Annotated in this window: 13 protein-coding genes and 2 tRNA genes; 13 read left to right on the top strand and 2 right to left on the bottom strand. The window is 19.8% G+C overall.

What is annotated here, in order from left to right; genetic code table 11:
• The first annotated feature begins 1 nt into the window (after nt 1).
• The 4 genes from carB (at nt 2) to fabA (ending at nt 6210) form a co-directional block, all read left to right on the top strand.
• Complete coding sequence (gene carB, locus GJT83_RS00985) at nt 2-3220, top strand: carbamoyl-phosphate synthase large subunit (protein WP_168892599.1); 3219 nt, start codon at nt 2-4, stop codon at nt 3218-3220.
• Nucleotides 3221-3345: 125 nt separating this feature from the next.
• Complete coding sequence (gene ygfZ, locus GJT83_RS00980; RefSeq protein ID WP_168892598.1) at nt 3346-4353, top strand: tRNA-modifying protein YgfZ; 1008 nt, start codon at nt 3346-3348, stop codon at nt 4351-4353.
• A gap of 162 nt (nt 4354-4515) precedes the next feature.
• Nucleotides 4516-5568, top strand: a complete 1053-nt coding sequence (locus GJT83_RS00975; RefSeq protein WP_168892597.1) for an OmpA family protein — start codon at nt 4516-4518, stop codon at nt 5566-5568.
• Between the two features lie 132 nt (nt 5569-5700).
• Nucleotides 5701-6210 carry a bifunctional 3-hydroxydecanoyl-ACP dehydratase/trans-2-decenoyl-ACP isomerase gene (fabA, locus tag GJT83_RS00970; RefSeq protein ID WP_168892596.1) on the top strand — a complete coding sequence of 170 codons (510 nt, stop codon included), beginning with the start codon at nt 5701-5703 and terminating at the stop codon, nt 6208-6210.
• Nucleotide 6211: 1 nt separating this feature from the next.
• Here fabA and GJT83_RS00965 read toward each other — a convergent pair.
• Both GJT83_RS00965 and GJT83_RS00960 read right to left on the bottom strand, forming a co-directional pair.
• Nucleotides 6212-6284 (bottom strand) — tRNA-Phe (locus tag GJT83_RS00965).
• A gap of 88 nt (nt 6285-6372) precedes the next feature.
• A complete protein-coding gene (locus GJT83_RS00960; protein ID WP_168892595.1) occupies nt 6373-7650 on the bottom strand; it encodes an anaerobic C4-dicarboxylate transporter family protein in 1278 nt (425 codons plus the stop codon).
• A gap of 265 nt (nt 7651-7915) precedes the next feature.
• Between GJT83_RS00960 and GJT83_RS00955 the strand changes: the two genes are divergently transcribed.
• The 9 genes from GJT83_RS00955 (at nt 7916) to GJT83_RS00915 (ending at nt 15981) form a co-directional block, all read left to right on the top strand.
• The gene (locus GJT83_RS00955) at nt 7916-8209 is read left to right on the top strand and encodes a co-chaperone GroES (RefSeq protein WP_168892594.1); all 294 of its coding nucleotides are present in this window, start codon (nt 7916-7918) and stop codon (nt 8207-8209) included.
• A gap of 67 nt (nt 8210-8276) precedes the next feature.
• Nucleotides 8277-9920 carry a chaperonin GroEL gene (gene groL, locus GJT83_RS00950; protein ID WP_168892593.1) on the top strand — a complete coding sequence of 548 codons (1644 nt, stop codon included), beginning with the start codon at nt 8277-8279 and terminating at the stop codon, nt 9918-9920.
• A 246-nt stretch (nt 9921-10166) separates the two neighbouring features.
• Complete coding sequence (gene efp, locus GJT83_RS00945; RefSeq protein ID WP_168892592.1) at nt 10167-10745, top strand: elongation factor P; 579 nt, start codon at nt 10167-10169, stop codon at nt 10743-10745.
• A gap of 257 nt (nt 10746-11002) precedes the next feature.
• Nucleotides 11003-11545: an oligoribonuclease gene (gene orn, locus GJT83_RS00940; RefSeq protein ID WP_168892591.1), complete on the top strand. Its 543-nt coding sequence runs from the start codon at nt 11003-11005 to the stop codon at nt 11543-11545.
• Nucleotides 11546-11599: 54 nt separating this feature from the next.
• A tRNA-Gly gene (locus GJT83_RS00935) sits at nt 11600-11676 on the top strand.
• A gap of 23 nt (nt 11677-11699) precedes the next feature.
• On the top strand, nt 11700-13409 hold the full coding sequence (gene mutL, locus GJT83_RS00930; RefSeq protein WP_168892590.1) for a DNA mismatch repair endonuclease MutL: 1710 nt from the start codon (nt 11700-11702) through the stop codon (nt 13407-13409).
• Nucleotide 13410: 1 nt separating this feature from the next.
• Nucleotides 13411-14358: a tRNA (adenosine(37)-N6)-dimethylallyltransferase MiaA gene (gene miaA, locus GJT83_RS00925; protein WP_168892589.1), complete on the top strand. Its 948-nt coding sequence runs from the start codon at nt 13411-13413 to the stop codon at nt 14356-14358.
• A gap of 142 nt (nt 14359-14500) precedes the next feature.
• Nucleotides 14501-15082 (top strand): SPFH domain-containing protein, encoded by a 582-nt coding sequence (locus GJT83_RS00920; RefSeq protein ID WP_168892588.1) that lies wholly within the window; start codon nt 14501-14503, stop codon nt 15080-15082.
• 260 nt (nt 15083-15342) lie between these two features.
• Nucleotides 15343-15981 (top strand): SPFH domain-containing protein, encoded by a 639-nt coding sequence (locus GJT83_RS00915; RefSeq protein WP_168892587.1) that lies wholly within the window; start codon nt 15343-15345, stop codon nt 15979-15981.
• The last annotated feature ends 29 nt before the right edge of the window (nt 15982-16010 follow it).

The raw sequence follows: 16010 nt of genomic DNA, 5'->3' as shown, positions 1-16010 counted from the left end.
AATGCCAAAAAACACAGATATAAAAAGTATTATGATTTTAGGAGCAGGACCTATAGTAATAGGACAAGCTTGTGAATTTGATTATGCAGGAACTCAAGCATGTAAAGCTTTAAAAGAAGAAGGATATAAATTAATTTTAATTAATTCAAATCCAGCTACAATTATGACTGATCCTGATATTGCTGATATTACTTATATAGAACCCATACAATGGGAAATTATATCTAAGATAATAAAAAAAGAAAAACCTGATGCTATTTTACCAACTATGGGAGGACAAACAGCTTTAAATTGTTTATTAGATTTAAATAAAAATAATATTTTAAATAAATTTAATGTAAAAATTATTGGAGTAACAATAGAATCAATACACAAAGCAGAAAATCGTTATTATTTTTCAGAGATTATAAAAAAATTAGGTTTAAATACAACAATTTCTAAAATTGTAAATAATGTTGATGATGCTATTAATTTTGTAAATAAAATTGGATTTCCATGTATTATTAGACCGTCTTTTACTATGGGTGGAAGTGGTGGAGGTATAGCAAATAATTTAAAAGAGTTTATAAATCTCTGTAAAAAAGGAATAAATTTATCTCCTAATAAAGAATTATTAATTGATGAATCTTTAATAGGTTGGAAAGAATATGAAATGGAAGTAATAAGAGATAAAAATGGAAATTGTACTATTATATGTTCAATTGAAAATATTGATTCTATGGGTATTCATACTGGTGATTCTATCACTGTAGCACCAGCACAAACTTTATCTGATAAAGAATATCAGATAATGAGAAATGCTTCCATATTAATTATGCAAGAAATAGGAATAGAATCAGGTGGTTCTAATGTACAATTTGCTGTTAATCCTAAAAATGGTAAATTAGTCGTAATTGAAATGAATCCTCGTGTATCACGATCATCAGCTTTAGCTTCCAAAGCAACCGGATTTCCTATAGCAAAGATATCAGCAAAATTATCTGTAGGATATACTTTAGATGAATTAATGAATGATATAACTAATAAAAAAATTTCAGCTTCTTTTGAGCCTACTATTGACTATGTAGTTACAAAAATACCAAGATTTAATTTTGAAAAATTTATTGGAGCTAGTAATAGATTATCTACACAAATGAAATCAGTAGGAGAAGTTATGTCTATAGGAAGAACTTTTCAGGAATCTATTCAAAAAGCTTTACGTAGTTTAGAAATAGGAATTAATGGTTTTACCCCTAAAATAAAAAATTTAAATAAACAAATTTTAAATTTTCTTATAGAAGAATTAAAGAAACCTGGACCAGATAGAATTAGATTTATAGCTGATGCTTTTAGATTAGATATGTCAATAAATGATATTTCTTACTATTCTAAAATAGATCCTTGGTTTTTATCTCAAATTAAAGAAATAATTACTATTGAAAATAAAATAAAATCTTTAGGTATAAATTGCTTAAAGGATAAAATATATTTTTTTAATTTAAAAAAAATGGGTTTTTCAGATTCTAGAATAGCTGATTTATTACATATTTCTGAAACAAAAGTCCGTAATTTACGTTATAATCATAATTTACATCCAGTATATAAAAGAGTTGATACATGTGCAGCAGAATTTGAAACTAATACTGCATATATATATTCTACATATGCAATAGAATGTGAATCTAATCCTAGTAATAATAAAAATAAAATTATAATTTTAGGAAGTGGTCCTAATAGAATTGGTCAAGGAATAGAATTTGATTATTGTTGTGTCCATGCTGCTATAGCATTACGTGAGAATAATTTTGAAACTATTATGGTTAATTGTAATCCTGAAACAGTTTCTACTGATTATGATATTTCAGATCGTTTATATTTTGAACCAATTACTTTAGAAGATATATTAGAAATTATTAGAATTGAAAAACCTAAAGGTGTTATTGTTCAATATGGTGGACAAACTCCATTAAATTTAGCTAAATTACTAGAAAAACAAGGAATAAAAATTATAGGAACAAGTTCTGATTCTATTGATAAAGCTGAAAATAGAAAAAAATTTCAAAATATAGTTAATTTATTAAAATTAAAACAACCAGAAAATTTTATAGTTTATAATTTAAACGAAGCAATAAAAAAATCTGAAATAATTGGTTATCCTATAGTAATTAGACCATCCTATGTATTAGGTGGTAGAGCAATGGAATTAATATATAATATTAATGATTTAAAAAAATATTATAATAAAAATAATACTCCTGTTTTATTAGATAAGTTTTTAGATAATGCAATAGAAGTTGATGTAGATGCTATTTGTGATGGAAAAAATGTTTTTATTGGTGGTATAATGGAACATGTAGAACAAGCTGGTATACATTCTGGTGATTCTGCTTGTTCTTTACCAACAAAAAATATTAGTAATATTATTTTAAATAAAATTAGATCTCAAGTAAAAAAATTAGCTATAGCAATTAATATTTGTGGTTTATTAAATGTACAATTTGCTATTAAAGATAACGAAATTTATTTAATAGAAGTAAATCCTAGAGCTTCACGTACTATTCCATTTATATCAAAAGCTATAGGTATACCTTTAGCAAAAATAAGTACATTAGTAATGGTAGGAAAATCTTTACTTGATTTAAAAATCAATAAAGAAATAATTCCTTATTATTTTTCTGTTAAAGAAGTGGTATTACCATTTAATAAATTTCATGGTGTAGATCCAATTTTAGGACCTGAAATGCATTCAACAGGAGAAGTAATGGGTATTGGATATTCTTTTGAAGAAGCTTTTGCTAAAGCAATGTTAAGTATAAATATAAATATAAAAAAAATTGGATCAGTATTAATTTCTGTTAAAAATCAAGATAAAATTTTAATTATTCCATTAGTAAAACAATTAATAAAATATGGTTTAAATATTGATGCTACTAAAGGTACAGCTTGCTTTTTAAAAAGTAAAAATATTAAAGTTAATATTGTAAGAAAAATAACAGAAAAATCACCTAATATTATAGATTTTATAAAAAATAAACAGTATAATTATATTATTAATACTACATCAAATAAAAGTTCTATTGAAAAATCTAAACTTATTAGAATTATTGCTTTAGAACAAGGTATACATTGTGATACAACAATTAATGGTTCTATTGCTACAATATTAGCTATGAATATAAATCCTAAAAAAAGAATATTTTCTTTACAGGAAATTCATAAAACATTAATTAAAAATTTATAAAAAATAAATTTTTTATAAAAGTACTTAAAAATAATTTTAAATATTTTAGTAATATTTTAATTAAATATATTTTTATTCTTTTATAAATAATATTTTAATTAGTATATTAAAGTGTTGAATAACATATGTTTAATATAAAAAAATATTTTTACTACAAAAATTGTGTTGATTTTTCTAATGATTTATTAAAATTAATTTTATTAAATACATGGAGTTTTATAATTATACAAGGACCTGATAGTAAAATTTTTTTACAAAATCAACTTACAATAGATATTAATGAATTAGATAATAATCCATTATGTTTTTTTCATGCATTACATTGTAATGTTAAAGGAAAAATATTAACAAATATGCATATTTTTAAATATAAAGATGGTTATTGTTATATAGTAAGAAAAAATATTGTAAAATATTATTTAAATCAAATTAAAAAATATATATATTTATATAAAATAAATTTTATATTACAAACATCACAAATTGTTTTAGGATTATCAGGAATAAATTCTGATAAAATTTTATCTCAAATTTTTAATCATTATAATTTTAATTTTAATAAAAAAAATTTATTTATTTATAAAAATAATATTTTTTTAAAATTTATGAATCCTGTAAAAAGATTTTTAATGATTTTAGATCCAGAATATGCAAAATTTTTAATAAAAAATATAAGAAGTAAAGATATATTAATATATGATAGTGATCAATGGATTAAATTTAATATGGAAATTGGTTATCCAATTTTTGATATAAATAATAGTATTAAATTTTTTTTTCAAGAATCTAATATGGAATTTTTTAATGCTATTAACTTTAATAAAGGATGTTATTTAGGACAAGAAATAATTAGTATTTCTGCAACTAAAAAAAAATATAATAAATCATTATTTTTATTAGAAGGTACTGCAAATTTTTTACCTTTATTTTATGAACAATTAGAATTTTCAAATAATAAAAAAAAAGATATTTGGGAAATAGGTTCAAGAGGAGGAAGAATATTATCTTCAATAAAATTTAAAAATAATACTATTTGGATACAAGCAATATTAAAAAAAGAATTTATATTATCTTCTTCAATAAGATTAAAAAAAGATAAACATAGTATTTTTTTTATTAAAAAATTAAATTAGTTAAATAATTTTTAATTATAAATTATATAATTAATAAAATTAATTTTTACTTTATAAAATACTAATAAATTTATAAAAAATTAAATATTTAATTAATTAAATATTTATATATTGGTAATTTTTATTATATAAGTTTTATTATTATAATAATAGGTATTGAAAATGAAAAAAATAGTTATTGTAATTGCAACAATATTTATTAGTTTTTTTTATAATATTAATGATGTTATAGCTAATACTATTAAAAATAATAAAAATAATTGGTATTTAGGATCAAAAATCGGATGGTCACAATATGATAATCTTTTAGGTTTTAATACTAATCCCAAAGATTTTTTAAAAATTAATAAATTAGGTAGTGGATTATTTTTAGGATATAAAGAAAATCGTTATTTAAATTTTGAATTAGGTTATGATTGGTTAGGATTAATTTCCCGTAAATACAAAAATTCAACTAATTTATTTAAAGCACAAGGAATACAATTATCTACAAAAATTTCTTGTCCAATATATGGAAATTTAGATTTATATAGTCGTTTAGGTGCTATTATTACACGTATAGATGTTAAAAATCTAATTACAAATTATAATTATTTTTATAGTGCTACTCCATTAATTTCTTTCGGTAGTGAATATAAAATAAATAATAATTGGTCTTCTAGATTAGAATATCAATTTACAAGAAAAATTGGTAATGATGATATCGTTGGTCAGGAAACTAATAATTCAATGTTAGTTTTTGGTTTATCATATTTTTTTGATAAAAGTAAACCAGCTCAAATATTTGATAAAATTTTTTATAAAAAATTAAGTAATAATCGTTTTAATATAAGATCTGATCTTTTTTTTAAATTTAATGATTTTACTTTACAAGAAAAATCTAAACAAACATTAAATAAAATTATTTATAGATTAAATACTATTAATTATCCAAATATTTCTATACATATAGTAGGTTTAACTGATTTTATTGGAAAAAAAAAATATAATTTATCTCTTTCTAAAAAAAGAGCGAATTCAGTATCTGAATATTTAATTTCAAAAGGTATATTAAAAAAATATATTTTTGTACAAGGATTAGGAAGTATTAGATCAAGTCAAAATATATTTTGTAAAAAATTAAATAATTATAAATTATTAAAAAAATGTTTAGAATCAGATCGTATTGTAGAAATAGATATTACAGGATTTTATCATATGAAGTATTTTTTTTAAAAATTTAATTTTTTTAAAATTTAATTATAATAAATAAGTAATACAGAAATTAATATTTCTGTATTACTTATTTAAGTATAAAATATTATAAAAATTTTATAAATAATATTAATATAGGATATTATTAATATAATGATATATAAAAAAAATTTTTTTTCTAAAAAAGAATTAATTTTTGCTAGTTACGGAAAATTATTTAATAATAAAAATCCAAAATTATCATCTGGTAAAATGTTATTAATAGATAAAATAGTTAAAATTACAAAAGATGGAGGAGAATATAACAAGGGATATGTAGAAGCAAATTTATATATTAATCCAAAAATATGGTTTTTTTCTTATCATTTTATTAATGATCCTATTATGCCTGGATGTTTAGGTTTAGATTCAATGTTTCAATTAGTTGGATTTTATTTAGGATGGTTAGGATTTAAAGGAAAAGGAAGAGCTTTAGGAGTACAAAATGTTAAATTTATTAGTGAAGTATTACCTATATCTAAAAAATTAACTTATTATATTAATTTAAAACGTATTATTAATAAAAACTATATAATTATTGGAATTGCTACAGGAACAGCAATAATTGATAATAAATTATTATATAAAGCTACTAATTTAAAAGTAGGATTAATAAAATATTAAATGCCCGAAGGTGGAATTGAACCACCGACACGGGGATTTTCAGTCCACTGCTCTACCAACTGAGCTATCCGGGCATATAAATAAATTCTATTATGACAATATTTGATATCTAACGTCAATAGTTTATTATTAATTATAAAAATTATTTTTAATAAATAATTTTTATAATATCATTCTTTCTATAAAAAAGCTTAATATAATAGATAAACTAGTAATTATAATTCCTGGAATTAAAAAAGAATGATTAAAAATATAATTACCTATTTTAGTTGAACCAGTATTATCCATTTCTACTGCAGTTAATAAAGTTGGATATATTGGAAATAGAAAAAGAGCAGAAACTGCAGTAAAAGATCCTATTATAATTTTTGGAGAAATTCCTAGAGTAATTAAACTAGGTATTATTGCTTTTGTTGTTGCTGCTTGAGAATAGAATAATGATGTTATAAAAAATAAAATAATAGATAACATCCAAGGATGTTGTTGTACTATATTTAAAATAATAAATTTTATATCATGAAAATGTGATTTTATAAAAGTATCTCCTAACCAAGATACTCCCATTACACAAATACAAGCATTAATACCTGATTTAAAAATATTTGTATCAGTAATTTTTTTAATTTTAATTTTACATATAAAAGATATTATTAATGCAGTTGTTAACATAAATATTATTGTTGATTCTGTTCTTGATAAAATTTTTATTTTATTATAAAAAACATAATCACATAGAATATTATATATAAGAGTTATTATAATTCCAATTAAAAATAATAAAATTGAATATCTACCATTTTTTTTATTCAATATTTTTTTTGGAAAAACAATATTATTAGTATTTAAAAAATTATTTTTTTTATTAGTATTAAAGAAATTTATTATTATTGAAGTAATTAAAATTGAAATAAATGTTGATGGAATTAAAATTATTAATAATTGATTATAACTAATTCCTAATGGATCTAATATTTTTGATAAATAAATTACTGACGCAGATATAGGTGAAGCTGTAACTGCAATTTGAGAAGCAACTACTGATATTGATAATGGATATACTGGTTTTATACCATTTTTTTTTGATATATTAATAATAACAGGAAATATTGAAAGTGCAGTATGTCCAGTTCCTGATAATAAAGTAATAAAATATGTTATTAAAGGAGAAATAATAATAATATATTTTTTATTTTTAGATAAAAATTTATTCATATAATATACTAAATATTCAGTTCCTCCAGATAAATCAACAACAGAAATTGTAATAATAACAGATAAAATAATTTCTATAACATCAAATGGAATATTACCAATTGTATTATGAAATACTAATGTTAAAATTAAAACTCCAAAAGTTCCAAATAAACCTAATGCCATACCACCTGATTTACAACCTGCATATATAAGTAATAAAATAATAACTAATTGAATAAAAATCATAATATTCCTTTAATTTTAGTTTTATTTATAATATAAAAAATAAAACAATATATTTTATAACCTACACTTTTTATAAAAAAAATTCTATTTCTCATTAATTTTTCATTAAATTATTATATAATTAATTATATTTTAAATTTTTTAAAACATAGACCTTGAAACCGATAAAATATGTCCTTATGTTTCAGGTCACCTTACTTAATAAAATAAATTAATTTTAATTTAAAGTTGATTAACTATACTTAATTATAAGGAAAATTATTTAATGAATATTCGTCCATTACATGATCGTGTAATTGTTAAACGTCAAAAAATTGAAACTAAATCTTCAGGTGGTATTGTATTAACAGGTTCTGCTGTTGGAAAATCTACACGGGGAGTAGTTTTAGCTGTAGGTAAAGGTCGTATACTAGATAATGGTCAAGTCAAGTCATTAGATGTAAAAAAAGGAGATATAGTAATATTTAATGATGGTTATAATGTTAAAACAGAAAAAATTGATGATAAAGAAGTTTTAATAATGTCAGAAAGTGATATTTTAGCGATTGTAAAAGAATAAAAAATATTTTAGAAATTTTATTCATATTAATATTAATTCAATAAAAATAAATTTTAGGATATTTAAAATGACAGCTAAAGATGTAAAATTTGGTAATGATGCTCGTGTTAAAATGTTACGAGGTGTTAATGTATTAGCAGATGCAGTAAAAATTACTCTTGGTCCAAAAGGTAGAAATGTAGTTTTAGATAAATCATTTGGTGCTCCAGCTATTACTAAAGATGGTGTAACAGTGGCTAGAGAAATTGAACTAGAAGATAAGTTTGAAAATATGGGAGCACAAATGGTAAAAGAAGTTGCTTCTAAAGCCAATGATGTAGCAGGAGATGGAACAACTACAGCTAGTGTTTTAGCACAAGCTATTGTAAGTGAAGGATTAAAAGCTGTTGCTGCTGGAATGAATCCAATGGATTTAAAAAGAGGAATAGATAAAGCAGTAATAGCAGCAGTAGAAGAATTAAAAATTCTTTCTGTTCCATGCTCTGATTCTAAAGCTATAGCTCAAGTAGGTACTATTTCTGCTAATGCAGATGAAACAGTTGGTGATTTAATTGCACAAGCTATGGAAAAAGTAGGTAAAGAAGGTGTCATTACTGTTGAAGAAGGAAATGGATTACAAGATGAATTAGATGTAGTTGAAGGAATGCAATTTGATAGAGGATATTTATCTCCCTATTTTATTAATAAATCAGAATCTGGAACAGTAGAACTTGAAAACCCTTTTATACTATTAGTTGATAAAAAATTATCTAATATACGTGAAATGTTACCTATCTTAGAAATGGTAGCTAAAGCAAATAAGTCATTATTAATAATTGCAGAGGATGTAGATGGAGAAGCTTTAGCTACTTTAGTAGTAAATACTATGCGCGGTGTAGTAAAAGTAGCTGCAGTTAAAGCTCCAGGTTTTGGAGATCGTCGTAAAGCAATGCTACAAGATATAGCAATTTTAACAGGTGGTAATGTTATTTCTGAAGAAATTGGTTTAGAATTAGAAAAAACTAAACTAAATGATTTAGGACAAGCAAAACGTATAGTAATAAATAAAGATACAACTACCATAATAGATGGTATGGGTAAACAAAAAGATATTTCTAATCGTGTAATACAAATAAGACAACAAATAGATGAAGCTACTTCTGATTATGATCGCGAAAAACTACAAGAACGTGTAGCGAAATTAGCAGGAGGAGTTGCTGTATTAAAAGTTGGAGCAGCTACTGAAGTAGAAATGAAAGAAAAAAAATCTAGAGTAGAAGATGCATTACATGCTACTAGAGCAGCTGTAGAAGAAGGAGTTGTTGCAGGTGGTGGTGTAGCATTAGTTCGTGTAGCAGCAAAATTAATAAATTTAACAGGTCAAAATGAAGACCAAAATATGGGTATTAAAGTTGCTTTAAGAGCTATGGAAGCTCCATTACGTCAGATAGTTTCTAATTCTGGAGAAGAACCATCTGTTGTAGCAAATAATGTTAAAGATGGTCATGGAAATTATGGTTATAATGCTGCTAGTGAAGAATATGGAGATATGATTAAATTTGGTATTTTAGATCCAACAAAAGTAACACGTTCTGCTTTACAATATTCAGCTTCTGTTGCAGGACTTATGATTACTACAGAATGTATGGTAACAGATTTACCAAAAGATGAAAAATCTGAAATGAATACACCTCCAGCTGGTATGGGTGGTGGTATGGGTGGTATGATGTAATAAAAATATATTTATAAGTATATTTTTAATTTTATACAAAATAGTTAAATAATTTGCTGTGCTTTTTATTATAAAGGCACAGCATTTATTTTATTTAAGTAAGATTATAATATTATTAATAACTAATAATTTTAAAATTAAAATTTAAATTATTTATAATATTATAAATATAATAATATATTTTTTATTTATTATTTTTTTAAATATAAAATTCATTATTATATTTATTTTTTAAAGGTATATATGATGATTAATTATTCTAGTAACAATTTTAAAATTGGTATGAAATTTATATTTTTAAATAAACCTTATTCTATAGAATCTAGTGATTTTGTAAAACCAGGAAAAGGACAAGCATTTGTCAGAATTAAAATGCGTAATTTAATTACTGAAAAATTAATTGATAAAACTTTTAAATCAACTGATTCTTTAAATACTGCAGATATAAAAGAAAATAATTTAATTTATTTATATAATGAAAAAAATAATTTTTATTATTTTATGTATAAAGAAAATTTTGAACAAATAATAATTAATAAATTAATAATAAAAAATAAATATAAATGGTTAATTCCTAATCAATTTTATAATATAACTTTTTGGAATCAATCTCCTATATTTATTACTTTACCAAATTTTATTGAATTAACCATTATAAATACAAGTATAAATTTAAAAAGTGAAACAATAAATAATGTTAGTAAACAAGCAACTCTTAGTAATAAAGAAATAATTAAAGTTCCTTCATTTATAAAAATAGGTGATAAAGTTAAAATAGATATTAGAAATAAATCTTATGTTGCTCGTTTAAAAAATAAAAATTAGGTATTATAGATTAAAATTAATACTTTTTATTAATATTAAATAACTATTATTTTTAATAATAATCTTATTATTAGTAATTTTTTATCTTAATAACTATTTATTTGATATAGTTGATCTAATTATATTGAATTAATATTCAATTATGATATAATGAAAAAATTTATCAATAAATTAATTATTTAAATTTATAATTTATTTTATTGAAAATTTTATTTTTATTAATTTAATTGTTTTTAAAAATATACATTATATTTTTTATGATCAAAAAAAATAATTTAATTTGGATAGATTTAGAAATGACAGGATTAAATCCTAATTTAAATCGTATTATTGAAATAGCTATTTTAATTACAGATAATAATTTAAATATCTTAAAAGAAGGACCAATAATAGCAATTTATCAATCTAAAAAAGAATTAAATAATATGGATCAATGGAATAAAAATATACATAAAAAAACTGGATTAATTAATAGAGTAAAACAAAGTATATTTAATGAAGAAAAAACTGAAGAATATATTTTAAATTTTTTAAAATTATGGGTGTATCCACAAGAATCTCCTATGTGTGGAAATAGTATTTGTCAGGATAGAAGATTTTTATATAATTATATGCCTAATTTAGAAAAATATTTTCATTATCGTAATATTGATGTAAGTACTATAAAAGAATTAGTAAAAAGATGGAAAGTAAATAATTTAATTAATTTTAAAAAAAATTATAGACATAGTGCTATAAAAGATATATATCAATCATTAGAAGAATTAAAATTCTATAGACAAAATTTTTTTAATATTTAAAAAATATTATTTATTAAATATATTTTTTTATCAAATTAAAATATATTTCATTATGCGGGAATAGCTCAGATTGGTAGAGTACAACCTTGCCATGGTTGGGGTCGCGAGTTCGAATCTCGTTTCCCGCTCCATAAAAAATAATTTAACAAAATAAATGTCTATTAAAATATTACCTAAACAAATTATAAAACAAATAGCTGCTGGAGAAGTTATTGATAAACCATCTGCTGTAGTTAAAGAACTTATTGAAAATAGCATTGATGCTTTATCATCTCAAATTAATATATATGTTGAAAAAGGTGGTATGAAATTAATTAGAATTAATGATAATGGAATTGGTATGTCTAAAGATGATTTATTATTATGTTTAAAAAAATATGCAACAAGTAAAATAAAAAATTTAGATGATTTAGAATATTTTAAAAGTTTTGGTTTTAGAGGTGAAGCATTAACTAGTATAAAAAATGTATCTAGAATAAGAATTATTTCAAAAACAATACATCAAGAAATTGCTTGGGAAATATATACAGAAGGAATGGATAATATAATAAATTTAAAACCATCACCAAATCCTGTAGGAACAACAATAGAAGTATTAGATTTATTTTATAATATTCCAGTTAGAAGAAAATTTATTTTTAATAATAAAATAGAATTTTTATATATTAAAAATATAATTAAATCTATAGTTTTAATGAAATTAAATATAGGTATTAAATTTATATATAATGATAAAATCATTTATAATTTTCCTAAGATAGAAAATAATATTTCTTATATTAATAGAATTGAAAGTATATGTGGAAAAGATTTTATTAAGCAATCATTAAAAATAAATTCAAATTATCATAAGATGAATTTATATGGTTGGATTACTTTACCTCAAAATGAATATTATTCAAATAATATAAAAAAATATTTTTATATTAATAATCGTGTTATTAATAGTAAATTTATTAATCATATTATTAAAGAAATATGTAAAATAAAATTTGGTTTGTATTATAATCAATCATTTTTAATGTATTTAGAAATAGAACCAAATCAAATTGATATAAATATACATCCTCAAAAAAAAAATGTAAATTTTTATCAAAAAGAATTAATTTATAATTTTTTTCATAAAAGTATATTAAATTATTCATTATTTTATAAAAATATTTTTGTTGAAAAAAATAAAATATATAATAATTATGAAAAAAATTATAAATTAAATAATGAAACTCTAAAAAATATAGATATACATTATAATAATACTTTATTTAATAAAATTAAGAAAAAAAAAATAGTTATAATAAAAAATATTCCTCTTTTTTATTTTAAAAATTTTGGTATATTAAGAACAATAGTAAAAAATACTTGGATTATAATTGAAAAAAATAATATTTTATTTTATATTTCTGTAAAAAAAATAGAATATTTACTATTAAAAATGAAATATAAATTTTATTTAGATAATCAAGATAATATTGAAATTATATATGTAAATTTACAAATAAAATTAATCAAAGAAGAATTAAGTATTTTAATAAAATTAAAAAAAATATTAACAAGTTTAGGTTTTAATTTTTTTATTAATAAATTAAATAAATTTAAACTTAAATTAATATCTGTACCATCAATATTATTAAATATTGATATGCAAATTTTTTTAAAAAATTTATTTAAATATTGTTTAATTGAAGAGAATATATCTTTAAAAAAGATATTAAAATGGATTATTAAATATATAATAAATATTAAAAAAATATGGAATTATTTTAATATAATTGATTTATTAATGGAATTTGAATTATTATATTCTGAAAATAAAATATTTTCAATTACAAAATTATTTTATCCAATAAATTTTAATAATATATAATATGAATAATAAATTACCACCAGTAATATTTTTAATGGGTACTACAGCTTCAGGTAAAACTAATTTAGCAATGAAATTATCTAAAAACTTTCCTATTGAATTAATAAGTGTAGATTCTTCTTTAATATATAAAGGGATGGATATAGGTACTGCTAAACCAAATAAAAAAGATTTTTTTTATACAAAACATTGGTTAATTGATATTAAAGAACCACATGAATATTATTCAGTATTTGATTTTTATCATGAATCTTTAACAATTATTAAAAAAATTATAAAAAAAGGTAAAATTCCATTATTAGTTGGTGGTAGTATGTTTTACTATAAAAAATTAATTGATCCAATTTCTCCTTTACCATCTGCTAATATTCAGATACGTAATATGATTATTAATAAAATTAAAAATAATAATAAATATAAATCTTTACATGATATGTTAAATAAAATAGATTTATGTTCAGCAAATAAAATTCATCCTTCTGATTTACAAAGAAATTTAAGAGCATTAGAAGTATTTTTTTTAACAGGACAACCATTAAGTAAACTTATAAGAATTAAAAGAGATAAAATTCCTTATAAACTATATCAATTTGGAATAACTTATTATGATCGTGAAAACTTATATAATGCTATCAATAAAAGATTAATAAAAATGTTTCAATTTGGTTTTGAATTAGAAGTAAGAAATCTTTTTTATAATAAAAAATTACAAATTAATTTTCCTTCAATGCGTTGTATTGGTTATAAACAAATGTATTATTATATTCAAAATCAAATTAATTATACAGATATGATTGATCAAATAATTTTATCTACGCGTCATTTAGCTAAAAAACAATTAACATGGCTTAGAAATTGGAATAATATACATTGGTTAAATAGTGAAAATTTAAATTTGGCATATAATTCTATTGCAAAAGTTATAAATAAAAATAATTTTATTTTATAATTAAATAAATTTTTTATTTTTTATAAAAATAATTTTATAATTAGTTAAAATTATGATATAGATTATTATATATCTTTTCTATAATTTTATTAAATTGTTTAATAAAATAAATTTTTTATTTTTTAATAATAATTAAAATAATATGAATAACAATAATTCTACTAAAACAAATATAAAAAATTTTTTTATTTTTTTATCATTTATTTGTCTATATTTTTTTGTCAATGGATTTTACATAGTTAAAAATACAAATCAATGTATTATTGTTAGATTAGGTAAAATATATAATGTAGTTTCTCCAGGTTTACATTGGAAATATCTTTTTTTAGATAAAGTAAGTTTTGTAAATACAATTTCTGTAAAAAAAACAGTTATAAATAATATGCTATTAACTTCAGATTTAAATTTAGTTAATATGAAAATAATTATTGAATATAAAATTTCTAATCCAGTAGCATATATACTTTCTAAAAAAAATTTTTTATTTATGTTTTATCAATCTATTAATAGTATTATTAATCAATTAATAGGTAAAGTAACAATAAATGATCTTTTAACTAAAAATGATAATATAATTAGTAATGAAATTAAAAATAAACTACAAGTAATAATAAAAAAATATAATTTTGGTATTAATATTTTAGATATTTATATTGACAATATTACTCTTCCTACAGAAGAGCAAAAATTATTAAATAATTTTTATCCTTATCAAAAAAAATAAAAAATATATAAGTAGCATAACATAATATAAAAATATATTGATACTTTATAAATATATTTTTAATATGTAATAGATTATTTTTAACTTATATAATACAATTAATATTGTAAAATTAAATAAAAATAATTAAAAAATATTTTATATATAATATTTAAAATATATAAGAACTATTCAATTTTAAAATAACAAAAATAAAATTTTAGATAAAAAATATTGAAAAATATTTTATATAAATCTAATTTTCCTTAAAAGAAATAAAAATGAGTAAATGTTTGATTTATTTATTAATTATTATATTAAATTTTTTATATTTATCTATATTCATTATTAATGAAGGATATGTAGGTATTAATTCGTATAATAATATTATTACTATATATAAACCAGGATTTCATTTTAAAATTCCATTATTTAATAATATTCAAATTTTAAATTCTAGTTTATTCAGTACTAATTTTCAAATTAACAAATTTATTTTAAAAAATAAAAAAGATTTAATAATTCATGTTTATATAATATGGAAAATAAAAGATTATAAACTTTATTATTTAAATACTGGAGGAAATTTAATTCATACTGAAATTATACTTAAAAGACAAGTTAGTGATAAATTATATTTAGATATTGATAAATTAAATATTCAAAAAATATTTAATCATTCTAGTAATTTTTTAAAAAAAAGTCTATCAAATTATGATAATAATCAAATTAAAAATATTAAAGAAAATTTTATTTCTAAGTTAATTTCTCAAAATAATAACCAAACTATTATTAATAATATGAATAACATGGGAATAGATATTATTGATATTAAAATTGAAAAAGTTTCTTTTTCTAAAGATATATTAAAAAATATATTTTATAATTTTAACCATAAAAAAATTAAAACATTAAAATAACATTTAATATAATTTATAAATTTATTAAA

The sequence above is a fragment of the Enterobacteriaceae endosymbiont of Plateumaris pusilla genome, from assembly GCF_012562765.1.
Lineage (GTDB): Bacteria > Pseudomonadota > Gammaproteobacteria > Enterobacterales > Enterobacteriaceae.
This window is presented reverse-complemented; position numbering and strand designations above follow the sequence as displayed.